We start from the raw sequence: 26,216 nt of genomic DNA, 5'->3' as shown, positions 1-26,216 counted from the left end.
GGGAGATCCCCTCGGAGGTTCAGAGGTGTTCAGGTGCGGAGATGCCCAGCAGGGTCAGGCCGTTCGCGAGCACCGTACCGGCGGCCTGGGCGACGGCCAGCCGGGCGCGGTGAACGGCCATGGGTTTCTGCTCTCCGGCGGGAAGCGGCGGACAGGTGACGAGGAAGCGGAAGAACGCCTCGGCGGTCACTTCCAGGTGCCGCGCCAGCCGGTCGGGCGCCCGCAGCCGGGCTGCGGCTCCGAGCACCGCGGGGTAGGCGGCGAGTGCGGCGTGGAGGGGGGTGTGCGGGACGTCGTGCGTCCCGCCCGCGCCGGAGGGGCCGCCGGCCGAGTCGCCGACCGGTACGTCGAGGTCGACTCCCGGATCGTCGAATCCCAGCTCACGGGCGTTGCGCGACAGTGCGCACGTACGAGCGTACGCGTACTGCACCAGGAACCGCGGATTGCCCTCCCGCTGAACCGGCCGCTCGGGCACCCGCACATGATCGTGCGCGGCGGGGTACAGCAACACCCACCGCATCTCATCCACCCCGAGCCGCGCGACCAGCTCCTCACCGGTGACGTACTCCCCGTCCGCCCCCTTCACAGGAACGGGCCGCACGTCCTCCCCACCGCCCCGGGTCCCCTCCCCCACAGCCTCCATGACCGCCCGCAGCGCACCGCCCACGACCTGAGCGCGGGGGCCGGGGGCAAGGCGGAGGTCGATGGGGGTTCCGGTACGGAACTCGACGGAGGTCCCGGTAGGGAGCTCGTTGGGAGCCCCGGTACGGAGCTCGTTGGGAGTCCCGGGCCGGGGAGCGTCCACCCGCCCGTACGCCGTCCCCGCGGCGAGCACCTCCCGGACCAGCGCCTCCGGCGCCGCGGCCCCCAGCGTGATGTTCAGGAACCCCGGTCCGGCGATCTCGACGCCGTCGATCCCCGGCACGGCCGCCAGCCGCTTCGCGACGATCCCGGCGACCTCACGCGGCGGCACCCCTGCGTCCTTGGCCAGCCGCAGGGCGACGTTCGTGGCGTAGTCGCCGCAACCTGGGTGCGGCGGCGGCGCCACATCGACACGCTCGGGCACGGCGCTCTCCGCCATCACGAGCTCCCGCGCCTCGACGGCACCGCGCACGGAGCGCAGGACGGTGCGGGAGAGCTCAGCGGGAGTCACAGGACAAGCGTATGGGAGAAGGGGGGTGGGTATGCGAACCGGTTTCGCCCTTCGGACACTCCCCGCGCTTCCCGCCTTACCGCGCCGCTCGCACTTCCCGCGCCGCTCGCACTTCCCGCGCCGCTCGCACTTCCCGCGGGGCCGCCCGCCCCCTCACCCGGCTCGCACTGCCCGCCGCACCGGCCACGTCACCCCGTGCGCCGGACGGCGGGCCGGGAATCCGGATCGGCATCGGCCGCCCCGTCCATCGGCCCGCCGCCGGGCCCGGAACCGCGGGCCCCAGCCAGCAGCTGGCGCACGGTCCGTATGAGCTCGACCGGCTCGAACGGCTTGGCGAGGAACGCGTCCACGCCGACGGCTACCCCGCTGTCCACCTCCAGCTGCGTGCACGCGCTGATGATGGCGATGGGAAGCTCCCGGGTCCGAGGATCGGCGCGCAGCTTCTCAGCCGTACGCAGCCCGTTCAACCGCGGCATCACGACGTCGAGCGTCACCACGTCAGGACACACGTCATGCACGATGTCGAGGCACTCGGCACCATCAGCCGCGGTCACGACCTCGAAGCCCTCCAGCTCGAGATTGACCCTGATCAACTGCCGGATGACCTTGTTGTCGTCGACAACAAGGACCCGGCCGGACAAGCCAGGCACATATTGAGACTAAGCGCCTCCCATCAGCTGCGTCCGGCTTTTCCCCACTTCCGCCCCGTGCGAGGGACCTTTCCCCGATCACCGGGGCCGCCCCGCCCCCATGCGCTAGAGGCCGGTGTTCGACCTCCTCCCGAAACCGGTTCATGACCACCCCCTCCGAGCTGGTAGTGTTCTACCCGTCGCAAGCGCACAGCGCCCGACACGCCCCCGTAGCTCAGGGGATAGAGCAACGGCCTCCGGAGCCGTGTGCGCAGGTTCGAATCCTGCCGGGGGCACCTTGTACGAGGTGTCTGTAAGACCCCGACTCAGTGGGAACGCTGGGGCGGGGTTTTTGCGTTGTCGGGGGGCGTGGTGCGGTCGGAGTGCGGCCACACGTAGGGCAGGCCGGCAGGAGTGTCCGGGAAGTGCCGGCGGTAGTGGTCGGGGTCCTTCGTGAGGAGGGCTGAGCGGTGGCTCTCGTGGAAGGCGGGGTCGCCGAGCCAGTTGGGGAGGTCGCCGGAGGACGCCAGTTCCGCGTAGGTGCGGGGTGGGGTGCCGGGGAAGTTCGTGGCGTAGTCCTGGGCGAGGGTGAGGGCGCAGGTGTCCTGGCGGCCGGAGTCGGTCCAGACGCGGCAGATTTCGAGGCCGTAGCGGACCAGGGCCTCCTCGTAGCCCGTCCACATGCGGACCGCCGGGTGGTGGCGCCAGCCGTAGCCGGGGACGGTGAGGCCGCGCAGGACCTGGAGCGCCTCCACGCGCTGTTTGCCCAGCCGACGCGCATCGAGGACGGCGGCGGAGTCCGCGAAGTCCGGATACGGCAGGAATGTCTGCATGGGTGCATGCGTAACCGAATGGCCGCGTGCCTAACCGGCTCCTCCCGTTGCGGGCTGCCTGTGAGTTCTGTGTGGAGCGGTGATGTCTTGTCAGGGCGGGGGTGGCGAAGTAGTTTCGCGGTCAACCGCGGTGACCGGGGGTAACGGGCGGTCTTCGCAGGGCCACGGTCTTGTGTTCGGGTCGGAGTGCTGATGAGACGTTCCGCCTTCCGCCGTTCAGGGGCTCCGGTCCTCGTCGGGCGCAGCGCTGAGCTGGCCGCACTGGTGGACGCGCTCGGGCACGCGCCGTCCGTCGTGCTCGTGGAGGGCGAGGCGGGAATCGGGAAGACGCGGCTGATCCGGGAGGCGATCGGCCATCCGTCGGTACGGGGGCGGCGGATTCTGCTCGGTACGTGTCATCCGTTGCGTGAGCCGTTCCCGTATGGGCCTGTTTTTGATTTGTTGCGGCAGTTGGAGCCGCGGCTCGAGCGGCAGGTGGGTGGGCGCTCGAGCCCGGTTGCCGAGCGGTTGAGTCCGGTGTGCGGGGCGCTGCGCCCGTATCTGCCGGAGCTGGCCGAGTGCCTGCCGCCCGCGCCGGAACCACTGCCGGACCACCGGGCGGGGCGGCACCGGCTCTTCCGCGCCGTGCGGGCACTGCTGGCCGCGCTCGGGCCGGTGGTGGTGGTCGTGGAGGACCTGCACTGGGCGGATGACGGTACGCGGGATCTGGTGCGGTTCCTGGTGGACGATCCGCCGCCGGCGATGTCCGCCGTGCTCAGTTACCGGCGGGAGGAACTGCCGGGCGGGGCGCTGCCCTTGGGGCGCGCCTACCGGGAGCCGCCGGGGACGACGGCCGTACTGCTGCCGCTGCGGCCGCTGGACGTGGAGGGCGTACGGAGCCTGGCCGATGCGATCAGTGGGGGTGCGGGGGTGTCCGCGGCGTTCGCCGCCGAGCTGCACGAGCGGACCGCCGGTATCCCGTTCGTGCTGGAGGAAGTCGTACGGGCGCTGGACGGAGAGAGGGATGGGAGTGGGGGTGGGGATGGGAGTGATAGGGGTGGGGACAAGTACCGCGGGGCTGAGGGGCGGCTGGGGCGCGGTACGGCACGGGAGACGTTGGACGCGTTGGAGGTGCCGGCGTTGTTGCGGGACGCCATGGCCGAGCGGATGGCCGGGCTGTCCGGGCGTGCCACTGCCGTGGTGCACGCTGCGGCCGTGCTGCGGGTTCCGGCGGGCGAGGAGCTGATCGCGGCGACGGCGGGGCGGGCGTCCAGTGATATCGGGGACAGCACGGAGCCTGGCCACGCCGTCGAGAGGCGGGGGCCCAGTGATGCCGGGGAGGGGCGAGGGTCCGGTCGCGCCGGGGAGGGTACGGAGGTTCCGGACGCCTGGGTCGGTGGGGGTGCGGCGGTCGGTGGTCTGCTCGGGGTCCGGGACGGGATCCGGGAGGCGTTGCGGGCCGGGGTGCTTTACGACTGTGGGGACGACCGGTACGGCTTCCGGCATCCGTTGGCTCAGCAGGCGGTGTACGGGGGGCTGGCAGGGGTGGACCGGCGGCGGCTGCACGAGCGGGCCGTGGCCGCGCTCGCCGGGGCCGAACCGCCGCCGCTGGTGCGGCTGGCGTATCACGCGCGGCAGGCCGGTGACCTGGCCGCCTGGCTGCGGTACGGGGAGGCGGCGGCCGGCGCTGCACGGGAGATGGGGGACACCGCGGTCGCCGTGGAGGTCCTGGAGGGGCTGCTGTCCGACCAGCGGCTGGGGGCCGCCGAGCGCGGGCGGCTGGCCACGGAGCTGAGCCGGGTCGCCGTCATCGGGCTGTCGTTCCGCCGGGCCGCCCGGCTGCTCGGCCGTATCGTGCGCGACCGGGATCTGCCCGTCGCGGTACGCGGCGAGATCCGGCTCAACCTCGGGCTGTTGCAGCACAACCAGGCCGGTAATCACGAGCAGGGCAGGGCGGACACGGAGGCGGCGGTGGCGGAGCTGCGGGAGCGGCCGGCGCTGGCCGCCCGGGGCATGGCCGCGCTGGCGATGCCCAGCTGGGGCGAGCATCCGTATGCCGTGCACCAGCGGTGGGCCGAGCGGGCCGAGGAGCTGGTCGCCGGTCAGGAGGTGGCCGGGCAGGCGGACCCCGCGCTGCGGATGGCGGTACGCGGTAACCATCTGGCGCTGCGGGCCGGCAAGGGCGAGCCCGGGGTGTGGGCGGACGTCGAGGAGATGGTGTGCGCGGGCCGTACGCCGGCCGAACGGCTGCAGGTCGCGCGGCTGTGCGGCAACGTCGCGGAGGCGGCCGCCTGGCTCGGCCACGACGACCGGGCCGAGCACTACCGCCGTACGGGCACCCGGCTCGCGGCGGAGTGCGGCGCGCCGTTCCTGCAGGGCATCATCGACGGCACCGCGCTGCGGCTGGCGTGGCACGGCGGCCGGTGGCAGGGGCTGGACGGCCGCGCGCGGCAGGTGCTCGACGTGGTGCAGGGGGTCTCCGGTATCTCCGCCGACGCGCATCTCGTACTGGGCTGGCTCGCCGTGGCCCGCGGCGAGTGGGAGGAGGCCGCGGCGGAGCTGGGGGCCGCGGCGCTGGACGACCCGGCCAACGCGCCCGCCCCGATCCTGGCCGCCGCGTCCGGCGCGATGGTCCGCGTACTCGTCGCGCGCGGTGAGCCGGCGGCGGCCTGCGCGGAGGCGGAACGGGCGGTCGGCCGGGTACGCCGCAAGGGCATCTGGGCGTGGGGCGGTGACCTCGTCCCGATGGCGGTGATCGCCCTCGTACGGAGCGGGCGCGGCGGCGAGGCGGCGGCGCTGACCGAGGAGTTCGCCGGGGAGGCCGCCGGGATCGACGCGCCGCTGGCCGCGGCCGCGGTGGAGGTGTGCCGGGGCGCGGTGGCGTGCGGGCGGGAGCGGTACGAGGAGGCGGTGGCGGCGTTCGACCGGGCGCGGAGCGGGTACGCCGCGCTGTCGCGGCCGTACTCGGAGGCGCGGGCCGCCGAGGCGTCGGCGCGCTGCCGGCTGGCGGCCGGGGACCGGGCGGCGGCGGGGGCGGTCGCCGAACTCGCCGATGTCTACGCCGGGCTGGGCGCCACGCGGGACGCGGCGCGCTGTCGTCGGGTGTTGCGGGGCAACGGGGTCGTGACGCCGTCGCGCCGCGGTCGGCGCGGGTACGGGGGCGAACTGTCGCCCCGGGAGCGTGAGGTGGCGCGGCTGGTGGCCCTGGGGCACACCAACCGGGAGATCGCCGACGTGCTGTTCCTGTCGCCGCGCACGGTGGAGCAGCACGTCGCGAAGGTGCTGCGCAAGCTGGGCGTGGCCTCGCGCGCGGAGGTGGCCTCCCGCACCACGGATGCGGAGGGCGCATCGGTCGACGCTTGAGGAGGAAGAGGACGGCGTACCCCGGATGTGCGCGCCGCCTCCGGCCCGGACACGCGGCGAGGCGTGCCGATCGAGGCGCGCCGATCGAGGCGCGCCGCGAGAAGGGAAAGGCGCGTGCCATCGGGCGTACCCGCCGCCTCCTGCCCGGACGGCTCACGGCGTGGCACGCCGGTTGCCCCGTGAGGCGATCTGGCCGGAGGCGGAGAGCCGGAGGCGGAGAGCCGGAGGCGGAGAGCCGGAGGCGGCGGATCGGAGGCGGAGGGTCGGAGGCGGAGGGTCGGCGGCAGCGGGCCTGGGGAGGCGTTGAAGAGGAGGGCCGGCCTCACGCGTCCGTGCGGAGCACCACCACCAGTGTCCGGGGCCCGTGCACGCCCTCGACCCGTTCCAGTTCAATGTCGGAGGTGGCGGAGGGGCCGCTGATGAGGGTCGTGGGGCGGGTCGGGGTCAGGCGGGCCACGGTCTCGGGGACGCCGGCCTCCACCGTCGACCGGTCTACCACGCAGACGTGCAGGTCGGGGACGAGGGTGAGGGCGCGGCGGCCCTGGTCGGGCGCGGCGTCCAGGAAGACGGTGCCGGTCTCGGCGCAGGTGACGGCGGAGCCGGTCACCACGCCGTCGAGCGCGTCCAGTTCGGGCGCGGGGATGGCGGCGGAGTCGCGCCGCACCTCGCCGTCGTACGCCGTGAGCCAGGACGGGTCGAGGCCGGGCGGTACGCCGATGCGGCGGGCCCCGTGGTCGCGCAGTACGGCGGCGATCACCTCGGCGGTGTCCGCGGCCCGGCACGTGTGCACCTCGGCCTTGTAGTCGACCAGGCGGTCGGTCAGCAGCTCCAGCAGCTCGGCGTCGGGGAGGGTGCGGCCGGTGCGGTAGGCACGCGGGATCGTCACCTCCTCGGCGGGTGCCAGAGCCTGGGCGTCGCGGATGCGGGCGAGGATCGCCTCGCGGGCGGTGGTGGGTGCGGTCACTGTTCCTCCTCGTCGTGGACGTTGCCGTCGGCCCGGGAGCCCGCCGCGTCCTCGGCACGGGCCCCTGCCGTCCGTCCCCGCGCCCCTTCCTCCGCCGCCGCGCGCATCGTCTCCGCGCCCGCCGCCGACGCCAGCCAGGCCCGGAAGGTCTCCTTCGGCGGGGACGGGGTGTCGCGGCTGTCGCTCCAGCCGTTGAAGGGGGGCGGGAGGTGGGAGATGCGGCCGTCGCGGCCCGCCAGGGCACGGCCCAGTCCCGACGCCTTCTGCGCCGCCCGGTACACCCCCGGCCTGCCCATCACGGCGGCCGCCGCCTTCATGGCCAGCTTCTCGGCCGTCGTACCGGCGGCCTCGGTGTGCTGGTGGCGGAGTTCGACGAGGAGCGACGGGATGTCGATCTTGACGGGGCAGGCGTCGTAGCAGGCGCCGCAGAGCGTGGAGGCGTACGGGAGGGAGCTGTTGGGGTCGTCCTTGGCGGCGTGCATCCCCGCCAGCTGCGGGGTGAGGACGGCGCCGATCGGGCCGGGGTAGGTCGAGCCGTACGCATGGCCGCCGGCCCGCTCGTACACCGGGCAGACGTTCAGGCAGGCCGAGCAGCGGATGCAGTTGAGGGCCTGGCGGCCGATCTTGTCGGCGAGGGCCGCCGTGCGTCCGTTGTCGAGGAGGACGAGGTGGAAGTTCTGGGGACCGTCACCCGGCGTCACGCCCGTCCACATCGAGGTGTACGGGTTCATGCGCTCGCCCGTGGAGCTGCGCGGCAGGAGTTGGAGGAAGACCTCCAGGTCCGCGAAGCGGGGGAGGATCTTCTCGATGCCCATGACGGTGATGAGCGTGTCGGGGAGGGTGAGGCACATCCGGCCGTTGCCCTCGGACTCCACGACCGAGAGGGTGCCGGTCTCGGCGATGCCGAAGTTGGCTCCGGAGACGGCGACCCTGGTGGTCAGGAACTTCTCGCGGAGGTAGGCGCGGGCCGCGGCGGCGAGGTGCGCCGGTACGGAGTCCAGGTCCGGGTCGACGCCGGGGATGCGGTCGCGGAAGATCTCGCGGATCTCGTCGCGGTTGCGGTGGATGGCCGGGACGAGGATGTGGGACGGCTTGTCGTCGGCGAGCTGGACGATCAGCTCGGCGAGGTCGGTCTCGTGGGCCGTGATGCCCTGGTCGGCGAGGTGTTCGTTGAGGCCGATCTCCTGGGTGGCCATCGACTTGACCTTGATGACCTCGTCGGAGCCGGTCTGCTGGACGAGGCGGGTGACGATCTCGTTCGCCTCGGCGCCGTCGCGTGCCCAGTGGACCGTGCCGCCGGCCTCGGTGACCTTCGCCTCCAGCTGTTCGAGGAGTTCGGGGAGGCGGTTCATGGTGTCGGTCTTGATCGCCGAGCCGGCGTCGCGCAGCGCTTCCCAGTCGGGGAGCTCGCCGGTGACCGCGAGCCGCTTGGCGCGGATGGTGTGGGTGGCCTTGCCGAGGTTGCGGCGCAGCTGGTCGTTGCGCAGCTCGTCGCGGGCGGCCTCGGGGAACTTGCGGTCGCCGCGCAGGTTGCCCGTGCCGTACGGGGAGCGGGGCGGGACGGTGGGCATGCCGAGGTAGGTGGGGGTGCTCATCGGGTCGCCTCCAGCGGGGTGCCGGACGCCGGACGGGTGCCGGACGCCGGACGGGTGCCGGACGCGGGACGGGTGCCGGACGCGGGACGGGTGCCGGACGCGGGACGGGTGCCGGACGCGGGACGGGTGCCGGACGCATGCGTACCGGCGGCGTCCGGCAGGACGTACGGCGTCGTGCGGGTGGACGCGAGGATCTGGGCCAGGTGCAGGGTGCGGGTCCCGGCCTCGATCCGGCTCAGGCCGCCGCCGATGTGCATCAGGCAGGAGGAGTCGCCGGCCGTGCAGACCTCGGCACCGGTACCGGTGACGTGCCGCATCTTGTCGGCGAGCATCGCGGCGGAGGTCCCGGCGTTCTTGACCGCGAAGGTGCCGCCGAAGCCGCAGCAGGCGTCGGCCTCCGGCAGTTCGACGAGGTCGATGGCCTCGACGGCGCGCAGCAGCCGCAGCGGCTTCTCGCCGACCCGCAGCATGCGCAGCGAGTGGCAGGTGGGGTGGTACGTCACCCGGTGCGGGAAGTACGCGCCGACGTCGGTCGTGCCTGTCACGTCGACCAGGAATTCCGACAGCTCGTACGTCTTGGCCTGCACCGCCGCGACACCGGCGCGCAGGGCCGGGTCGCCGTACCGCTCGGCGACGGTCTCGTGCTGGTGGCGTACGGAACCGGCGCAGGAGCCGGAGGGCATGACGACCGCCTCGATCGACGGGTCGCCGAACTGCTCGGCGAAGCCGCGTACCAGCGGGACCGGCTCGCGCTGGTAGCCGGTGTTGACGTGCATCTGGCCGCAGCAGGTCTGGCCCGGCGGGAAGACGACGTCGTGGCCGAGCCGGGCGAGCAGGACGGCGGTGGCTTTCACCGCGTCGGGGAAGAGCGTGTCTCCCAGACAGGTGGCGAAGAGTCCGACGCGCATGGGACCTCCGAGGGGGTGACCGTGGGCCGCCGCGCTGCCCGGGGGCTACGCCGTACGACCTATGTATGGTCGGACCATACTAGCCATGGGTCGGCACGGTCCATGAGGGGCTGGCGGGAGTCCCCGGAGGCCCCGCCCCCCGCCCCCCGCCCCCCGCTACTCCCCGGCCTTCGCTGCTCCCCCAGCCCCCGCTACTCCCCCGGCCGATCCTCCACCAGCGTCCCGTGGAGCCCCCTGATGTGCCGTTCGACCAGGTCGGCGGCGTCGGCACCGTCGCCGGCGCGTACCAGGCGGAGCAGTTCGGCGTGCTCGGCGTTGACCGCCGCCGCGGTGGCCGGCCAGTCCTCGGCGGCCTCCAGGGCGCGGAGGATCAGCGGGCGGACGGACTCGCGGACGGCCGAGGTGAGGGTGGAGGTGAGCGCGTTGCCGGAGCTGCGGGCGATCTGGACGTGGAACCGCGTGTCCAGGTCGTTGAACTCCGGCACGCTCACGTCCGGCGCACCCATGCGCGCGACGAGCGCCGCCGCCTCGTCGAGGTCCGTGGCGGCGGCGTGCTCCGCCGCGGCGTGGAAGCTGGAGCGCTCCAGCGTGACGCGGGCCTCCAGGACGTCCTCCAGGCAGTAGCTGCCGAGGGCGAAGTGGAGGCGGAGCAGCCGGCCGAGCGCGTCGTCGGGATTCCGTACGATCCGGGCGCCGGCGTCGGGGCCTCGGCCGGCCTGGGCGACCAGGACGCCGATCGTCTCCAGGACGCGGAGGGCCTCGCGGAGCGCGGAGCGGCTGACGCCCAGTACCGGGGCCAGCTCGCGCTCGGGCGGCAGCCGGTCACCGGCCTTGAGTTCCCCGGCGAGCACGCGCTCCTCGATGCTTCCGAGAACGAGCTCATGCGTACGGGACTGCCGTACGGGTCGCCATTCGACAGCCATCCGTCACTCCCTGGTCGGCCGGCCCTGCGTCCTGATCGGCCGGCGCTCTCACCGAAAAACTATGTCACACGGCAGGTCGCACCCTGCCTGTGGCCGGACCGGACGCCGGAACCGAAGACAGGCCGTGGGGAGACCGGAGACTTGCCTTTCCCTCTCGGCCCCTTCCATTCGCTCCCGCTCCCCCGCCCCTTCCCCTCGGCCCGAAAGTGAAGGAGCGCTTTGACGCCGTCGAGGTGTCCATATCTCCCGCTCAGCTCGCTGCCGTGGCTTTGAACGCACCGCACGAGCAAGACCAGCATTCGACCGCCGCCGCGTCTCCGAGGGTCAGCTGGCTGAGCTCTCTCATCGACGAGCCGGCCGATGACGAGCGTCTGCCTTCTCCAGAAGGGTCGAACCTGCTCGATCAGCCGCCACCACTCGTAAGGCATGCCCTTCGGTAGGCATTCGAGGGGTCGGCGGTTCCCTGCTGACCCCCTTCGCGTCAGCGTCAGTTCAGGCGGCTTCACCGTAGGCTACCTAGAGCGGCGCACTCGGCAACTGCGGTCACCTGACGGAATACTCATGCGATCGACGCGCCTCTCTTCACAACGCAACGCGTCTTCCGGCATCGACGGTTGGCGCGCCAATCAACAAGGTAACGCCTGGAGCATCCTCAGGGCCGACGCTCCAGTGCGGTCGGCGCCATGGGGTGCTACCCGGCCCGAAGACGCTGGGCCACTGCCGACCACTTCGAGGCACTGCAGCGTTGCCACGGACCCAATAGCCCCATTATGTCGCCTTCATCACCACAGTCCACCTTTTGCATGGCGAATAACGGCTGCCCTGAAAAGGGCTCGCCGAGCTCCCGCTTCGCCCAGGTTTCAGCGCACTGCAGGAGTTGTTGAGGCGCAGGAGGTAAATATGCACCATATGCGGCCACCCGCTGCTGGACCGTCACCCGAGCGAACCTTCAAGCCCCACGCCCCACTTGACCAGGTCCTACTAGAGATTGTCCACTTGATCGTTTACAGTGATCCACTGTTGTGACGGCGAGCGTCTCACGCGAACGCCCAGCAAAGGCCGCATGGCGACCCAGCAGGTTCTAAACAATAAGGGCCCAGACTTCCGCCATGGCCAGCGCCAGGGCAAGCGGACTGGCCTTTGAACAGGAGGGGACATGACCAGCCAGTCGAGCGGACGCTTCGACTTCAGCGACTCTGAACTCGAGCAAGCACGGGTGGACGATGAGCGCGAACGAACCGTGCATGCACTGACTCAGAAGTATTCGGCGGAACTGCTGGAAAAGATACTGCGGTCTTTCGGTGACAATGAGACCACGCTGGCCGGGCTGCCACCTCTGACGGCAGCACTGACCTTCCAAGGCGCAGCACTGGAACACACCCGGTCACGCGAGCTCACCGCGGAGAACATCCGAGAGTTGACGGTGTCCGCGGTGACCAGCAGAACACAGCACTCCCCGAGCGAGCTGGCTCCCTGCTTTGATCGAGCGATCTTCGTATTCGGTCTGCGACGGGGAGCGAACCATGCAATCAGTGAATGGCTGCGTGGCCATTTCGATGACGCCGAGGTCCGTTACCACAACAGCGCCGAGATTGCCCTGTTCGAGCGCAACGGCGAGCTACTGACTATCGATCACGACAAGTATCGAAAAATGCCTCTTGATCCCCGGCAGCGCATTCTGATCGTGGGGTATGAGAATCTCGATCCCGCCGAATTCCCGCTGTACCACAACGGGAGGATCGCGCATCGTTCGGACGTTGTCGTGATCCTTCGCGACTTTCCTAACACGGCCGCCTCCATAGTCCGACAGGCGCGAGAGGATCCGTCCTGGGCCTACCGCTACCGAATCCGCGACCTTCTGGAACTGTGGAAGCGGTATGCAGGATATCTGGAAAAGCGTTCCTTCGGATACAACTACATCACCTTCAACGACTGGTTCAGCGATGAGGGGGAGCGTCGTAAACTCTCCAGCGTCCTCGGGCTGGAGCATTCCGACAGCGGCCTGAACTCGGTCAGCTCGTACGGCCGGGGCAGTTCCTTCGACGGACTGCAGCACGACGGCAAAGCTCAGGACATGACCGTGCTCAACCGCTGGGAATCGGTGTTCGCCGACGAGCTTTTCCAGTTCCTGCTGCTCGCCGACGAAGAGACCCTGGGTGTCAACAAGCGCATTTTCGGTAATTTCCCGCACGATCGATCGGAGATACTGAAGCGCTGGAGCACCGGAGGGCCCGCTCGATGAAGGTCCTTCACGTGATCAAGGAAGTGACCGACGGCGGGGCCAGCATGGGCCTGCTGCGGATGTGCGTCGGCAGCGCCGGGGAGGTGCGCCCCACGGTGGCCTCCCTGATACCACCCCGGCCTGAGCACAGGGCCGCGTTCGAGGCCGCCGGCGTGGACATCGTCGCTGGCCCGGAGGCCGCTCGCCGGGCGGCTGCGACCGCCGACCTCATGCAGGTCGAGTGGTGGAACAATCCCTACGTCAATGACTTCCTGGTCAACGCCGACCTGCCGGTCGGCCGGATCCTGTTGCACTCGCGGGGCCATTTCGACGCTCCGTGGATGTGCCCGAGCGTCGAGCTGTTGTCCCGGGTCGACGGTTGCACTGTCACGGCCCCCAGCGCGGCAGCCAACCCTCGGTTTGACCGAAACCGCGTCCAGGCCGGCCTCCCCCCGGCCCGGTGCGTTTTCTCCGCCGCAGGGCTAAACGCACCGACCGATGCCGTCTCCGGCTCTCGAGAGGACGGCGACGATCACGTTCGCATCGGTTACCTGGGCACGGTCGAACCGATCAAGATGCACTCCGCGACGCTGGAGATCGCGGCCCGAGTGGTCCGGGCGGCACCGGAAGTCGACTTCGAGTTCGCCGGCGACGGACCGCTCGAGGACTACCGAACCGAGGCCGACCGGCTGGGCATCGGCGACCGCGTACGGTTCATCGGTTTCCAGACCGATCCGGCTGCCTTCCTGAGAAGCCTGGACATCTTCTGTTACCCGCTCAACCCATACACCTACGCGACCAGCGAAAAGGCTCTTCAGGAAGCGATGCTGGCCGGGCTGCCGTGCGTGGCCTTCCCGGTCGGCGGGGTGCGCGACCTGCTCACGCCGGACAGCGCCCTGTTGGTGAAAGATCCGGATCAGTGCGTCGACGCCTGCCTGGAACTGGTGCGTAACCAGGAACTGCGGCGCGCATACGGAGAGCAGGCCCGGTGCCGGATCAACAGCTTCACCGAGCGGCAGGAGTGGCGTACGGAACTCGCCCTCGCTCGTGACGAGGTGATGTCCCGGCCCGCCCGCCCCAGGCAGAGCCTCGGAGTCGGGCCGGGAAAACTTTTCGAATTCTGCACCGATCGACACGCCTGCCCCACGGACGGCCTGGACGCCGGTCAACGCGCGGACTTCGCTCGTGTGGCCGCTTTCGTCGATGACGATTACACCGATTGGCTCGACTCAAGGAACTGAGTCCCACCATCCCACCACCAGCGCAGACGGGGTTCCGTACGCATGAACGACACAGCTTCCGCCTACCACGGCATCAAGAGTGTTCCCTATCCTCGGCTGAGTCTGGACGAGTTCCTGACTTGGGGAACCGAAGCCATCATCAAGGCCGACACTCCTGCCGTCATCGATGTCCTCCCGCCGGCGGAACCCGGGTTCTACCGGACCGCCGTTCTCGATAAACTCGGCGACGCCACAGTAGCACTGGTCAAGAAGGACCGGTCCAAGGAAAATGAAACGCGCGCCGAGGTCACGAAGATTCCCCTTCGCGATTACTTCGAAAAAGAACCCTACGCATCGAACACCGACGGCACCTACCGCATCGTCTCCAACATAAAGCATTACTCGGAAACGATCAGCGAGTTGCTCGAGTTCGACACCGCCAAGATGTTCAACTATCAAGCCCCACTGAATTCCGCCAACATCTGGGCGAATTACGGCGGAATGCGTTCGCGCAACCACTTCGACGATCTCGAGAATTTCAATATTCAGCTCGAGGGCCGCAAGCGTTTCGTGGTGATGCCGCCGGGGTTCAAGAACTACTACGTCCGTTCGGCTCTACGCGGATACGCCAACACCTCGAAGAGCGTCCGGGTCGACAACGTCGACCTCAGGCGCTTCCCCCGGATCGCTGCAGCGCTTGCAGAGCGCCGCGACGTCGTCCTGGAGCCGGGACAAATGCTGTACCTACCCGTCGGCTGGTGGCATCAGGTCGACGCAGTCGACGGACTGAACATCAACATAAACTTCTGGCTGTACCACAGGAAGATGCTCCGTCGTCCACTCATGCTGGCCGACTCGCTTTACAAGGTGGCGTTCCGTAAGGTGAACGGTCTCTACAATATTCAGCCCGAGAAGTCCCCCACAGGCGGCAAGAAATGACTGGACAGAAAATCATCCAGCCGACCAACCGATTCCGCAACAATGCGAAGTCAGTAGGCATCGGGAACTCCTTTTGGGACATGTCGGAGCGCAACGGCCTAGCGGGCATCGTCGCTGAACTCCACGACGGGATCCTGCGCACCGAGGCGGGCCACGAGTTCGTCAACTTCAGCTGCTGCTCCTATCTGGACCTCGATTCCCACCCCAAGGTGATCCAAGGCGCCATCGATGCGCTGCGCAAGTACGGTGTCCTGGACCACTGCATACCCCGCAGCCGAGTGCAAATCCCGGCGCTGCTGGAGCTGGAGGCATCGCTCGGCGAACTGTTCGCGGCCGACGCCATCTCCGCCATCTCCGCCAGCGTCGCGAGCGCGGGCCTGCTGCCGCTGATCGCCTCAGGGCATCTCGGCAACGGCACCCGGCCGTTGATGATCTTCGATAAGAACTGTCACGTCTCGATGGCCCAGGCCAAGCCGATGTGTGCCGACGAAACCGAGGTCGTCACCTCGCGCCACCATGACCTGGACTTCATCGAGGACCGCTGCAAGGAGTACGGCCAGGTCTGGTACATCTGCGACGGCAGCGACAGCCTCGGTGGATACGCGCCCGTCAAGGAACTGGCCGTCCTGCAGGACCGTTATGGACTCCAGGTCTACTACGACGACTCGCATTCCACATCGGCCTTCGGGCCGCGTGGCATCGGGTACGTACGCTCCACCATCCCGGTTCTCAACGACCGCACCATCGTGGTGACCACTCTCAACAAGGCATTCGGCACCAGCGGCGCGGCCATTCTGCTCGATGGGCACCCGCACGAGACTCTGCGTGTGATCGAGCGCTTCGCCGGGGCGCTCAGCTACTCACAGCCGCTGAACACCGCTGCGGTCGGCGCGGGTCTTGCCTCGGCCGAGATTCACCGGACCGATGAACTAACCGCTCTGCAGCGGAGGTTGCAGGACAGGATCGCCCTCTTCGACGCGCGCATCAGGACCGAGCAGTCCGGGACCACCTTCCCCATCCGTCTGGTTCCCGTGGACGACGCAACAGTGATCGAGGCGGGTCGCCGGGTGTTCGAGGCGGGCTTCTACGTGTCGCCGGTGTTCTTCCCCATCGTCGCCCGCGGCACGGCGGGCCTGCGGGTCATGATGCGGGCCGGCCACACCGACGAGCAGATCCGTGAACTGTGTGCCGTGCTCGCGGAAGTCGGAGCCCCATCAGTGGCCCAGTCGTGTGAGGGCGCCGGCTCATGACCGCTTCGTCCCGCCCGATCCTGCGCAGCATTCTGTACACCCCCGCTCTGTCCCTGGACCGGGTGGTCTCCGCCCGGAACTACGACGCCGACGTCCACCTCATCGATCTCGAGGACTCGGTGCCCGCCCCGGCCAAGGATGAGGCACGGAAGATCTGCCGTACGGCGCTCGACCGATCGCCAAACCCCGCGAACTCGGCCGTGCGCATCAATCCCCTGGGATCAATGGCGGCAGTGCACGACATCGCCATGCTCACGGCCGCTCCGGTCAAGCCCGGGTTCGTCTTCATGACCATGGTCAGGTTCCCGTCCGAACCCTTGCTGCTGCGTGAGACGTTCACCTCCGCCGACTGGCATCCGGAGATTTTCGTGACCGTCGAAACGGTGGAGGCGATCGGCGCGATCGACGAGATCGCTGCAGCGAGCGACGGGTTGATTCTGGGATCGGCAGACCTGGCAGCCACTCTGGGCATCGAGATCGGCTGGGACGGGCTGCTGGCCGCCCGGCAGGCCATGGCACTCGCCTGTGCCCGGCACGGCATTGCCTGCATCGACACCGGCAATTTCCAGCTGGCGAGTGCCTCGGTGTTGCAGCAGGAAATCGAGCAGGCACGATCACTGGGCTTCCACGGCAAGGGCACCGTGCATCCGAAGGAACTGGAAGCCATCAACCGGGCGTTCCGCCCGGACGAGAACGAACTGCGGTCTGCTCGCCGAGTAATGGAAGCGGTGCGCACGGCCGGTGACGGCGTCACTCTGGTCGACGGGCACATGGTCGGACCACCTTTCGTACGCAAGGCCCGGACGACCGTGGCCCGGGGCGAGGCGTGGGCCGCACGGTTCGGCCGGACGTCTTCCGCCGGGCTGAAGTCAGGACAGGCCGAGGCCGGATGACAACCCGGTACCGGGTTTCCCCTTTCGGACCTGCCCTGTCTTGGACCGCGTGCCGGTGCCAGGGGGGGCGGTCGGCAGCCACGTTCCCCATCTCTTCCCTCTGCACTGTGAAGGAGACCAAGTGACGCTGCGACGTGTCGGAGAGAACGAGTACGTCGAAGAGCACGGAGGCGACTACGAGGACTTCGAGCCCGGCATGGTCATAAGACACTGGCCGGGCCGGACGCTCTCGGAGGCGGACAACACCTGGCTCACCCTGCTTCTGATGAACCAGCACCCGTTGCACTTCGACCAGAACTACGCGGCCGGTACCGGCTACGGCCGGGTCCTTGTGAACAGCTCGATCACGTTGGCGTTGGTCGGCGGAATGACGGTGCAGGCGACGTCGGCCCGCGCCGTGGCCAATCTTGGCTGGGACCGGGTGCGGCTGGCCGAGCCGGTCTTCGTGGGCGACACGCTGTACGCGACCACGCGCATCCTGTCCAAGCGGTGGTCCAAGTCCCGGCCCGGGCGGGGCGTCGTCACCGTGGAGACCACCGGAACAAAGTCCACCGGTGAGACCGTGATCGTTTTCGAGAGGTCCTTCATGGCCTGGTCCCGCGAGGCGCGGCCCGGCCGGCCGGATGACACGGCCGGGACCAATCAGCCCCCAGGCTGACACCCCGGCCGGTCACCGGTGCGCCGTTACTCCGCAGCGCGTGCGGCGTCGTACAAGGCGGCCGCGGCAGCCGTGTCCTCGATCGCCAGGCCCACGCTCCGGAAGAGCGTGGTGCGGCCGGGGACCGGCTCGGTCTCGCCGTCGAGCAGTTCGCCCAGCTCGTGAAGGTGCTCGGCCTCGATGATGCCGCGGCTGAACGCCGAGCGGATCTCCCCCGCGTCCTCCAGCGCGGCATCCTTCGTCTCCACCGCCACAAAGGCCGTTGCCAGGAGCTCCGGAGCGATCTCAAGAGCGTCCTCGTGCGTGCCGCCGATGACGTTGAGATGCGCGCCGGGCGTCACCCAGTCGGCCTCGATCACGGGCGTCGTACTGTCGGTGGAGGTCGCCGTGCAGATGATCTCGGCGTCACGGACTGCCGTACGGGCATCGTCGCAGACGGTGACCGCGACATCCGGGCCGAGACGGTCACGGATCCAGTCACCGAATGCCTCTGCCCCGCGGCGGGTCCGGGAGTACAGCCGCACCGACCGGACCGGGCGCACCGCGGCCATCGTCCGCAGCAACGCCCGGGCCTGCACTCCCGCACCGATGATCGCGAGATCGCCGGCGTCCGGCCGCGCACACAGCCGCGTGGCCAGGCCGGCGACCGCCCCGGTACGGACGGCGGTCAGCGCGGCCCCGTCCAGGAGCGCCGCCACCCGACCCGTCTCCAGATCGACCAGATTCACGATGCCGTGGATCAGCGGCAGCCCACGGTCCGGATTGTCCGGAGTGAGGGTGGTGACCTTCAGGCCAGCAACCTTGCGCTGCTCCCAGACCGCCGGGCTGACCAGCAGCTGGGCCGGCGGCTCAGCACCGCTCTGCAACAGGGTGCGGGCGGCCGACTGGGCCTGCCCGGCCCGCAGCGCACGGAACGCCTCTCCCAGGGCGTCGATGACCGGCAGGACCCGGTCATCCCGCTCCTGCTCCGGGCCGTCTATCAGCAGCGGTGCCCACGCGGTCACACTGCCGCCTCTCCACCGTCCACCACGATGTCGCCGCCGGTCATCCACGCGGACTCGTCGGACGCCAGGAAGATGGCGGCACCGGCGAGATCCTCCGGATTGCCGGTCCGTCCCAGCGGGATGTCCTTGCCCCGCTCCCGCCAGAGGTCGGGGTCGTCCCGCCACTGCACGGCATTGGCGTTCGTGGCGGTCAGCCCGGGGGAGATGGTGTTGACGCGGATGCCGAACGGGGCCAGCTCGTAGGACGCACTACGGGTCAGCATCGACAGGCCTGCCTTGCTGGACTGATAGTGGGCCATGGCACTGATGGCCTTAGTGGCGCTGATCGAGCTGATGTTGATCACGCTGCCCGGGGTGTCGGCAGCGCGCAGCCGAGCGGCGAACGCCTGGGTGGTGAAGAACGGGAAGCGGAGATTGACCGCCATGACCCGCTCGTACTCCTCGAATGTCAGGTCGAGGAATCCGGTCCGGGTAGCCGTGCCCGCATTGTTCACCAGGATGTCGGCGAGCCCCAGCGTCTCGGCTGTCGTGTCCAGCAGCCGCGTGGCGCTGTCGGGGTCCGCGCCGTCCAGCAGCATGTAGTCGGCACGCACACCGTGCTCGCGCAGCTCTGCACGGACGGACCGGGCTGCGTCCTCATCGGCACGCGCGGTGAAGAACACGTCGCAGCCCTCACGAGCGAAGGCTGTGGCGATGGCCCGGCCTATCCCGTTGGCGCCACCCGTTATGACGGCCCTGCGGCCCGTCAACCTGCCCACAGAAGAGCCTCTCTCTCGTATCAGATCTTGGGCGGGCACTCGACATGGCACAGGCTCAGCCCGTTGACCAGCACCGACTGCACGGACTTGGTGATTAGCAGCCGGAACTCGTTCGCCCGGTCGCCTTCCAGCACAGGGGCGCTGGCGTAGTAGGAGTTGTAGATCCCGGCGATGTCGAGCAGGTGCCGGACCAGGATGGAGGGGTTGTCCTCATCAGCCGCCCTGGCCACCTTCTCGGGGAACTCCAGGAGCCTGAGGAGCAGCAGTGCTTCCTGGTCGCTGACGTCGAAGGAGGCGATGTCAGCGGCCTGCGGCAGCGGCCGGTTGTACTTGCGCAGGATCGACCGGGCCCGGCAGGCGGAGTAGACGACATAGGCGCCACCCGACTTCTCGAACGCGGCGATGGTCGGGGCCAGGTCACCCTTGACGATGTTGACCGTGCCCTTCATGTCGCTCTTGAGGTCGTTGAAGACCACCGAGCCGACTGCGAGCTGGTGGGCGGCCTGGTCGACTTCCTCGTCCGTCATCCCGCCGCTCCCGGCCGTCTTGGCGCGGTAGTGCTTGACGGACTCGCTGAGCAGTTCGTTGACGCCGGCGACGCTGTCACGGCTGGAGAGCTTCTTACCGGTCTCGGCATCGACGTAGAAGCCGAAGTAGGTGTGCTTGAGGTTCAACTCCCCGGGCTTGGCCAGACCGAGAACCTCGGCGGCCTGGAACAGCCGGGAGAAGTGGACCCGCTGTTCCTGGCCCACCACATAGTTGATGTCGGTCGGGTCGAAGATGTCGCGCCGCAGCTTGATTGCGCCCACGTCACGGGTGGCGTAGATGCTGCGGCCGTCGGAGCGCCGGACCACCAGACGCTCGCCTCCCGGCAACGGCACCACGACCGCGCCGAGGTCCTTCTCCAAAAGAGCGGCGGACTTGGCGCGCACCTCGGGGGTCATCTCCCCGGCGTTGACCGCGCGGTCGAGCTTCGCGACCTCTTCGTTCACCATCTCTTCGGTGAGCACATAGGCCCGGCCGCTGCGGATCGCCTCGTCCACCACCTCGTTACCGGCGTCGAGGTAGAAGCTCTCCCCGATGGTGAAGTCGATGTGGATGTTCAGCGCCGCGTAGAACGACTGGAAGTCCGCCAGGCTCCACTCGACCATGCGCAGCCAGAGCGCGACCTCGTCCGGGTCGCCTGCCTCCAGCCGCTCGAAGCGTGCGTCGGACGCGGCGATGAAATCCTCGTAGGTCTTGCGCAGGGCCTCCGCTCCGGTCACTCCCGGGAAGTAGGTGGCGATGACCTCGCGGTCCGCCTCCGCGACCGTGTCCAGGTCTGCGCCGGAGGCCACGGTCCGCTCCAGGGTGCGCCGGATGGAGTAGATCGCCAGCAACCGGTCATTGTTCTCCATCCCCGTGGGGAAGAGGGACTCGAACCGGCGGTACCCCTCCAGCATGAAGCCGAAGCCGCCGAAGTCGTTGATGTGGTTGACCCGGTAGACCAGTGCACCGCAGGCCTCGTAGAGATTGCCCAGTACGTGGCCGATCATGGTGGATCGGAGATGGCCAGCGTGCAGCACCTTAGCCACGTTGGGCGAGGAATAGTCCACGATCTGTGTGCGGTCGGACCGGCGGTCGTTGTGCCCGAACCGATCGCCCAGGTCGATGATCGACTGAACAGCGCGTAGGTACCAGCCATCGGTCAACCGGACGTTGACGTAAATACCCTTTTGACTGACCTCGCTCACCGCATCGCTCAGCAAGGGGGAGCGCAGGGCCTCGACGATCCACGGCACATGCGAGGCGATGTACTCCTTGGCACCGCTCTCCTTGAGGAGACCGGTCACCCGCACCGCCAGGTCGGCGCCGAACCGCGTACGGTCGAGGATGTCGACCTCCCACGGGATCTCGGCGCGCCCGGACCGCTCGAGCAGTACCTGGGTGATGCGCGCTTTGAGGCTGGCCAGCGGATATTCCGCGGCGGCCGGGGGAACCGAGCTCCGTCGTCGTTCCTTGACGGCGTCGCGGAGGGCGATCACCTCCTGGCGGCGGACGTCATTCAGCTTGGCCAACTCGTTCATAGAATCGATTCTCGCAGCACGCAATAGTCGTTGTCGGGTGGACTGCCCCGGCCTTCCCCCGCGCCTCACGACACGGCCCGGTCAGTGCCTGGCCGCGTCCCGCCGATCTTCGTCGTCCTTGCGGACCCCGGTGTTGTTCCGCAGGTCCATGACGATGTCGACGATGAGGTCCTCCTGCCCGGCGACCACCTGCCGCCTGCCCAGTTCGAAGAAGACGTCGCGGGGATCGACCCCCTCGCGGCGGGAGATGTCCAGCACCCGAGCCTTGAAGCCCGAGAATACCCCAGCCATACCACTCACGATGCTCACGGAGTCCGTCGTAGGAGGTGTCGACATCAGGTCCCGCTCCGCCAGGTCGGCGGCATCCAGCAGGCCGTACAGATCGACACCCGTCGCGAACCCGGTCCGCTCTAGTACCGGCACCAGGACCTCGAGCTGGGTGTTGCCCGCCCCGGCACCGAAGCCCCGGGCGCAGCCGTCGATGATCCTAGCCCCTGCCTCCGCCGCGGCGACCGAGTTGGCCACGGCCATCCCCAGGTTGTTGTGGGCATGAAAGATCACGGGGACATCGACGGCCTCGGTGATGGCGGTGATCCGCTCCGTGACGTCCGGAGGCAGGTAGTGACCGGACGAGTCGAAGATGCCCACGGCCTGCGCGCCGTACTCGACCATGGCGGCACAGGCCTCGGCAAGCCGCTGAGGAGTCGCCATGTGGCTCATCAGCAGCACACCGTGCGCCTCCGCACCGGCATCCCTCAGGTTGCCCAAGTGGCGCTCCGCGACATCGCTCTCGGTGCAGTGGGTGCCGATACGCACCACGTCGGCGCCATGCGCCACGGCCTTCTCCAGGTCGGCGCCGGTGCCCCAGCCCGGCAGCATGAAGACGCCCATCCGGCTGTTCGGCAACGCCTCGCGCACGACCGACAACATCTCGTCGTCGCTTAGCCTGGCCCGGCCGACCTGGAGGGACGACGCGCCCAGCCCGTTTCCGTGCCCGACCTCGACCACGGGAATCCCCGCGGCATCGGCCGCCGCCGCATATCCGCTCAGCTGCTTGCGGTCGAGCTGGTGACGTACCGCGTGATGGCCGTCACGCAGGGTGGGGTCGTGAATCAGCACCCGCGCCGGATCCGTCGCGGTCTCGACCGTGTCCTGGTTCACGTCAGCTCCTTTGCGGCGCTCACCGGCTCCCGGCCGGCGGCGTACTGCTCGGCGATCAGGACGGCGGCCGAGTTGATGATGTCGAGGTTGCCGGCGTACCGCGGGATCCGATCACCCGAAGCCGTCACCTCTACTGCGACGAACACCCGCTCGTCGGTCACGGCGCACGCCGTGACCCGGTACCCGGGCGTGTACGCGCGGACCTCCTCGGCCGCTGCGTCCACGAGAGCACGCACAGGCTCGAGCGTGGCCCCGGGCACCAGCAAGGACATTGCCACCCGGAACACCGCCGGGGGGCGGGCCGGGCTGAGGTTGACGATCGCCTTGACGTCACACACACCGGTGAAGGTGCGGACGGCCTCCTGGGTGGTCGCGATGTACTCGTCCAGATTGAGACGAGTGGCACGGCCCACGCTGGGGCTGGCAGCGGTGGTGACCACCTCGATGTAGTCGGGCTCGTACTGGCGGGTGAGCGCGTGCAGGATGGGGATGGATGCCTGACCGCCGCAACTGATCAGGTTGACATTCCCACATTGGAGCGCGTCCGCCACGTTCACCGTAGGGGCGACCATGTGTCCGACCCTGCTGGGGGTGAGATCGATCAGCGTCGTTCCCAGCGGCTCGAGTCGGGCCCAGTGCTCAGCGTGTGACAACGCATTGGTGGCGTCGAACACGATATCGAACGGGCGCGGGGCGTCGACCAGCGCGTCGATCCCGCCGGCCGTGGTCGCCCAGCCGAGTTCGGCTGCACGCCGCAGGCCCAGGGACTGGTCGTCCCGCCCCACCACCAGTCCGCACTTCAAGGACGCCGATCGACCGATCCTGCTGGCCAGGTCGATCCCGATCATACCTGCGCCCAGGACGGCGACGTTCAGGTCCGTGCGCCCGGTCATGAGCGGCTGCCCCCTTCCTTGGTTAGCAGCAGCCGGTCCGTGAGCAGCTCACGGACGATACGCACGGCTTCGGCACGCTCTACCGACTCGACGCAGTGCCGCTTCAGCAGGTCGCCGAGCGACGTCTCCCCGTCGGCCTCCGACAGCAGCAGGAAGACGGACAGCGGAAGTTCCTTGACCAGGCTGCTGCGGGCCCGGCTGGTCAGCCGGCATTCCGGACCGCTCTCGCCCGCACTCGCCGAAAGTTCCACGCCCGGTGCACGGCTCAGCGCGTATGCCTCCAGATCATCGGACGCCCATTCGGTCGGGAACACGACGCGGTCCTCGAGCACGAGCGCGTCCATTTGCGTGGCCAGCAGCACGTCGATCGCCTGCCCCGGTGTCTCGACGACCGGCTCACCTCGGACGTTCATGCTGGTGTTGACCAGGACCGGGACACCGGTACGGGCACCGAAAGCGGTGAGGAGGGCATGCCACCGCGGAGTGCGAACACGATCGACGGTCTGCACGCGGGCCGTTCCGTCGACGTGCGTGACGGCGCCCAGCCGATCGCGCCACTCCGGCCGTACCCGTACCACCCGCAGCATGTACGGACTCTCGGGGTCCGGACCCATCTCGAAGAACTTCTCGGCGTCCTCGATCGGAACGATCGGTGCGTAGGGCCGGAATTCCTCGCGGTACTTGATCGAGCGATTGAGGTGTTCCCACATGGCACGGTCAAAGGGGGCCGCCATGATCGAGCGATGGCCGAGTGCCCGCGGGCCGAACTCCGCGCCGCCCTCGAACCAGCCGACCACCTGGCCGCTCTCGAGTCGGTCGACGATCTGCTCCAGGGCGAATTCCTCGGTGCGGAGGTAACCATTCCGCTCCTTCAGAGCCACATCGACCTCTTCGGGAGCATAGGGCTTCCCGAGGAAATCATGGGTGATCGGGGCGCCCTTGGCGTCTCCGGTCAGAAGGTAATGCGCGGCTGCCGCCACACCGATCGAGATGCCCGCGTCGTGGCTGGCGGGCATGGCGTAGAACCGCTGCGCGCCGGACTCGCACACGATGCGCTGATTCGCGACGCTGTTGAGCGCCACACCACCGGCGTAGGCGAGGTTGCTCTCACCGGTGCGTTCCAGGACACGAGAGGCCCGGTCGACCAGCGCCACCTCGAGATCGGCCTGCACTCGTGCGGCCAGGTCTCGGTACTCCATGGGTCGGCCGCGCTTGTTCGCACGGCGCAAGCCCTGCTTCCATTCACTGCTGAACCGGTACCTACCGGTTTCGTCCTGTACGAGCAGGCTCTCCCCGAACCTCGAAGCCTCGCCATAGGGTGCGAGGCCCATCAGCTTTCCGCCTTCCTGCCAGTCCCCGAACACGTACTGGGAGACCGACGCGTACGTCTCGCCCAGAGAGGAGGAACCGCACATCGGGTGGAATGAAGCGGCCACGGTCCGGTCCACCAGGCGATACCCGGAGCGGTCGAAGACGTAGGCAGACTCGACGTGGTACGGCGGCCGAGGAGTGGGCAGCGGCGTGTTCACGTATTCGGCCAGTTCGGGACCGCGCAGGAGAAGGTCGTCGGCCCCGATCACGCTCCCGCCGGATCCGTCCACGACCCAGACTGCCGCGCGGTCGAAGGGGGCGGAGAAGTATGTGGCAAAGGCATGAGCCAGGTGATGGGAGACGAACACCGACCGTTCACCCACCGGGTCGAAGAGATCGAAACTCTCGTCGGCGAACGGGAAGTTGAGCCCCACCTGACTGGGTACGAGGTTCTGCGTGTTGAACGCGAACACGTCCACGTCATCGCCGGTCATTCCAGCGGCGTTCAGACAGTAGTCGGCAGCCACCCGCGTATTGAGGTAAGGACGACCGTCGTGCTTGACCCTGGTCAGCCGCTCGAGCTGGATGGCGGCGACGACCTCGCCGCCGCGCAGCAAACAGGCCGAGGCATCGTGACTGCACGATATCCCGAGGACGACAGGGCCGTCTTCGCCGGCCTGAGGCACTATGGAGGACATGACCACCTAAGCAATGTTGTGGTGCGGCTCGCGAAGGGGTTCGGTCGACCCATAGCGCGACTTCTGCGCCGCACTCTTCGGACGCGAGTAGTAGTTGACAACGGCGGCAAGGCGATCGTGGTCGGAACGATTCTGCCCGCTGGCGTGAATCGTCAGGACATCCAGGAAGAGCGCGTCGCCGGGCTCCATTTCGGGCACGTGCACCTGGCTGAGGTCCAGCGCGTCCTCCCGCAACTGCCAGTCGTCCAGCTCCTCGTGCTGCTGCAACTGACGGTTGTGCGAGCCCGGGATGAGCTCCATCCCGCCGCTCTCGGCCGTCACGCGGTCGATCGCACACCACAACGTGACCTGACGCGCCGTCATGTCATCCCAGTACGCCAGGTCCTGATGCATGGGCTTGCGACGACCGGTTCGCGCCGGCTTAAAGAGTAGCTTCGAGGAATGCAGGTAGATGTTGGGGCCGATCAGGTCCTCCACGTGATCAAGAACCCGGGGAGAAGTGAAGATTCGACGGCATTCGGGGTCATTGTCCAAGGGCGCCGGAGCCTTGCGGAGGACATTGGCGCTGCTGCCGTCCCGGTCCCACGCCGTGGCGTCCTGGGCCGGACGGGATGACGACTGCGCCTCGGCAGCGCGCTCGTAGTAGTTCCTGACATGGGTCAGATCGTCCGGACTCAAGAAGGACGGGACTATGCAGTACCCATCACGTTCGAAGTTTTCGAACTGACTGGTACTAAGGGCCTTGAGCGTCATGGGGCGAGGGTACTGACCACCCGTACCAAGATCAACAGGGTGAC

Annotated in this window: 20 protein-coding genes, 1 tRNA gene and 1 pseudogene; 8 read left to right on the top strand and 14 right to left on the bottom strand. The window is 68.8% G+C overall.

The window, feature by feature from the left end; translation table 11 throughout:
* Positions 1-19: 19 nt before the first annotated feature.
* Positions 20-1,153, bottom strand: coding sequence for an ArgS-related anticodon-binding protein NrtL (gene nrtL, locus AAC944_RS24915; RefSeq protein ID WP_030621143.1), 1,134 nt, complete (start codon positions 1,151-1,153; stop codon positions 20-22).
* Positions 1,154-1,341: 188 nt separating this feature from the next.
* Entirely contained in the window at positions 1,342-1,803 is a 462-nt protein-coding gene (locus AAC944_RS24910; RefSeq protein WP_078888833.1) for a response regulator, read from the bottom strand.
* A 203-nt stretch (positions 1,804-2,006) separates the two neighbouring features.
* On the opposite strand from AAC944_RS24910, the gene AAC944_RS24905 reads away from it, so the two are divergent.
* A tRNA-Arg gene (locus tag AAC944_RS24905) sits at positions 2,007-2,078 on the top strand.
* 30 nt (positions 2,079-2,108) lie between these two features.
* On the opposite strand, the gene AAC944_RS24900 is transcribed toward AAC944_RS24905, so the two are convergent.
* Positions 2,109-2,615 carry an MSMEG_6728 family protein gene (locus AAC944_RS24900; protein WP_030621136.1) on the bottom strand — a complete coding sequence of 169 codons (507 nt, stop codon included), beginning with the start codon at positions 2,613-2,615 and terminating at the stop codon, positions 2,109-2,111.
* 192 nt (positions 2,616-2,807) lie between these two features.
* Here AAC944_RS24900 and AAC944_RS24895 point away from each other — a divergent pair, with 192 nt between their 5' ends.
* Positions 2,808-5,957, top strand: a complete 3,150-nt coding sequence (locus AAC944_RS24895) for an ATP-binding protein (protein WP_051872195.1) — start codon at positions 2,808-2,810, stop codon at positions 5,955-5,957.
* 322 nt (positions 5,958-6,279) lie between these two features.
* Here AAC944_RS24895 and AAC944_RS24890 read toward each other — a convergent pair whose 3' ends face one another.
* From AAC944_RS24890 to AAC944_RS24875, 4 genes and pseudogenes are all read right to left on the bottom strand, one after another.
* Positions 6,280-6,921 (bottom strand): LutC/YkgG family protein, encoded by a 642-nt coding sequence (locus AAC944_RS24890; protein WP_030621130.1) that lies wholly within the window; start codon positions 6,919-6,921, stop codon positions 6,280-6,282.
* Positions 6,918-8,516, bottom strand: a complete 1,599-nt coding sequence (locus AAC944_RS24885; protein WP_051872194.1) for a LutB/LldF family L-lactate oxidation iron-sulfur protein — start codon at positions 8,514-8,516, stop codon at positions 6,918-6,920. Before AAC944_RS24885 ends, AAC944_RS24890 begins: the two co-directional genes overlap by 4 nt.
* Before the next feature lie 146 nt (positions 8,517-8,662).
* Positions 8,663-9,424, bottom strand: a pseudogene (locus AAC944_RS24880) ((Fe-S)-binding protein); the annotation flags it as partial.
* Positions 9,425-9,615: 191 nt separating this feature from the next.
* Positions 9,616-10,347, bottom strand: a complete 732-nt coding sequence (locus AAC944_RS24875) for a FadR/GntR family transcriptional regulator (RefSeq protein WP_030621111.1) — start codon at positions 10,345-10,347, stop codon at positions 9,616-9,618.
* Between the two features lie 1,156 nt (positions 10,348-11,503).
* Between AAC944_RS24875 and AAC944_RS24870 the strand changes: the two genes are divergently transcribed.
* The 6 genes from AAC944_RS24870 to AAC944_RS24845 all read left to right on the top strand — a co-directional run bounded on the left by AAC944_RS24870 (position 11,504) and on the right by AAC944_RS24845 (position 17,528).
* Positions 11,504-12,589 carry a hypothetical protein gene (locus AAC944_RS24870; protein WP_030621109.1) on the top strand — a complete coding sequence of 362 codons (1,086 nt, stop codon included), beginning with the start codon at positions 11,504-11,506 and terminating at the stop codon, positions 12,587-12,589.
* A gap of 11 nt (positions 12,590-12,600) precedes the next feature.
* Positions 12,601-13,809, top strand: coding sequence for a glycosyltransferase family 4 protein (locus AAC944_RS24865; protein WP_196943200.1), 1,209 nt, complete (start codon positions 12,601-12,603; stop codon positions 13,807-13,809).
* 42 nt (positions 13,810-13,851) lie between these two features.
* A complete protein-coding gene (locus tag AAC944_RS24860) occupies positions 13,852-14,727 on the top strand; it encodes a cupin-like domain-containing protein (protein WP_051872188.1) in 876 nt (291 codons plus the stop codon).
* Positions 14,724-15,977: an 8-amino-7-oxononanoate synthase family protein gene (locus tag AAC944_RS24855; RefSeq protein ID WP_037772936.1), complete on the top strand. Its 1,254-nt coding sequence runs from the start codon at positions 14,724-14,726 to the stop codon at positions 15,975-15,977. The genes AAC944_RS24860 and AAC944_RS24855 overlap by 4 nt, the downstream gene beginning before the upstream one ends.
* Positions 15,974-16,870, top strand: a complete 897-nt coding sequence (locus tag AAC944_RS24850; RefSeq protein ID WP_051872187.1) for an HpcH/HpaI aldolase/citrate lyase family protein — start codon at positions 15,974-15,976, stop codon at positions 16,868-16,870. Before AAC944_RS24855 ends, AAC944_RS24850 begins: the two co-directional genes overlap by 4 nt.
* A 121-nt stretch (positions 16,871-16,991) precedes the next feature.
* Entirely contained in the window at positions 16,992-17,528 is a 537-nt protein-coding gene (locus AAC944_RS24845) for a MaoC family dehydratase (protein ID WP_030621097.1), read from the top strand.
* A gap of 26 nt (positions 17,529-17,554) precedes the next feature.
* On the opposite strand, the gene AAC944_RS24840 is transcribed toward AAC944_RS24845, so the two are convergent.
* The 7 genes from AAC944_RS24840 to AAC944_RS24810 form a co-directional block, all read right to left on the bottom strand.
* A complete protein-coding gene (locus AAC944_RS24840) occupies positions 17,555-18,532 on the bottom strand; it encodes an ornithine cyclodeaminase family protein (protein WP_051872186.1) in 978 nt (325 codons plus the stop codon).
* A complete protein-coding gene (locus AAC944_RS24835; protein WP_030621092.1) occupies positions 18,529-19,290 on the bottom strand; it encodes an SDR family NAD(P)-dependent oxidoreductase in 762 nt (253 codons plus the stop codon). Before AAC944_RS24835 ends, AAC944_RS24840 begins: the two co-directional genes overlap by 4 nt.
* Positions 19,291-19,310: 20 nt before the next feature.
* Positions 19,311-21,356: an arginine--tRNA ligase domain-containing protein gene (gene argS / locus AAC944_RS24830; RefSeq protein ID WP_030621089.1), complete on the bottom strand. Its 2,046-nt coding sequence runs from the start codon at positions 21,354-21,356 to the stop codon at positions 19,311-19,313.
* Positions 21,357-21,437: 81 nt separating this feature from the next.
* The gene (gene dmpG / locus AAC944_RS24825; protein ID WP_051872185.1) at positions 21,438-22,517 is read right to left on the bottom strand and encodes a 4-hydroxy-2-oxovalerate aldolase; all 1,080 of its coding nucleotides are present in this window, start codon (positions 22,515-22,517) and stop codon (positions 21,438-21,440) included.
* On the bottom strand, positions 22,514-23,410 hold the full coding sequence (locus tag AAC944_RS24820; RefSeq protein ID WP_030621084.1) for an acetaldehyde dehydrogenase (acetylating): 897 nt from the start codon (positions 23,408-23,410) through the stop codon (positions 22,514-22,516). The genes dmpG and AAC944_RS24820 overlap by 4 nt, the downstream gene beginning before the upstream one ends.
* Entirely contained in the window at positions 23,407-25,419 is a 2,013-nt protein-coding gene (locus tag AAC944_RS24815; protein WP_196943198.1) for a carbamoyltransferase family protein, read from the bottom strand. Before AAC944_RS24815 ends, AAC944_RS24820 begins: the two co-directional genes overlap by 4 nt.
* Before the next feature lie 6 nt (positions 25,420-25,425).
* On the bottom strand, positions 25,426-26,172 hold the full coding sequence (locus AAC944_RS24810; protein WP_051872183.1) for a phytanoyl-CoA dioxygenase family protein: 747 nt from the start codon (positions 26,170-26,172) through the stop codon (positions 25,426-25,428).
* Positions 26,173-26,216 lie beyond the last annotated feature (44 nt).

The sequence above is a fragment of the Streptomyces sclerotialus genome (assembly GCF_040907265.1).
Lineage (GTDB): Bacteria > Actinomycetota > Actinomycetes > Streptomycetales > Streptomycetaceae > Streptomyces > Streptomyces sclerotialus.
This window is presented reverse-complemented; position numbering and strand designations above follow the sequence as displayed.

What these genes read in the sequence shown, in the direction of transcription:
- AAC944_RS24900 (WP_030621136.1), bottom strand. Translation starts at nt 2,615, where the DNA reads ATGCAGACATTCCTGCCGTATCCGGACTTCGCGGACTCCGCCGCCGTC.
- AAC944_RS24895 (WP_051872195.1), top strand. Translation starts at nt 2,808, where the DNA reads ATGAGACGTTCCGCCTTCCGCCGTTCAGGGGCTCCGGTCCTCGTCGGG.
- AAC944_RS24885 (WP_051872194.1), bottom strand. Translation starts at nt 8,516, where the DNA reads ATGAGCACCCCCACCTACCTCGGCATGCCCACCGTCCCGCCCCGCTCC.
- AAC944_RS24875 (WP_030621111.1), bottom strand. Translation starts at nt 10,347, where the DNA reads ATGGCTGTCGAATGGCGACCCGTACGGCAGTCCCGTACGCATGAGCTC.
- AAC944_RS24870 (WP_030621109.1), top strand. Translation starts at nt 11,504, where the DNA reads ATGACCAGCCAGTCGAGCGGACGCTTCGACTTCAGCGACTCTGAACTC.
- AAC944_RS24860 (WP_051872188.1), top strand. Translation starts at nt 13,852, where the DNA reads ATGAACGACACAGCTTCCGCCTACCACGGCATCAAGAGTGTTCCCTAT.
- AAC944_RS24855 (WP_037772936.1), top strand. Translation starts at nt 14,724, where the DNA reads ATGACTGGACAGAAAATCATCCAGCCGACCAACCGATTCCGCAACAAT.
- AAC944_RS24850 (WP_051872187.1), top strand. Translation starts at nt 15,974, where the DNA reads ATGACCGCTTCGTCCCGCCCGATCCTGCGCAGCATTCTGTACACCCCC.
- argS (WP_030621089.1), bottom strand. Translation starts at nt 21,356, where the DNA reads ATGAACGAGTTGGCCAAGCTGAATGACGTCCGCCGCCAGGAGGTGATC.
- AAC944_RS24820 (WP_030621084.1), bottom strand. Translation starts at nt 23,410, where the DNA reads ATGACCGGGCGCACGGACCTGAACGTCGCCGTCCTGGGCGCAGGTATG.
- AAC944_RS24815 (WP_196943198.1), bottom strand. Translation starts at nt 25,419, where the DNA reads ATGTCCTCCATAGTGCCTCAGGCCGGCGAAGACGGCCCTGTCGTCCTC.
- AAC944_RS24810 (WP_051872183.1), bottom strand. Translation starts at nt 26,172, where the DNA reads ATGACGCTCAAGGCCCTTAGTACCAGTCAGTTCGAAAACTTCGAACGT.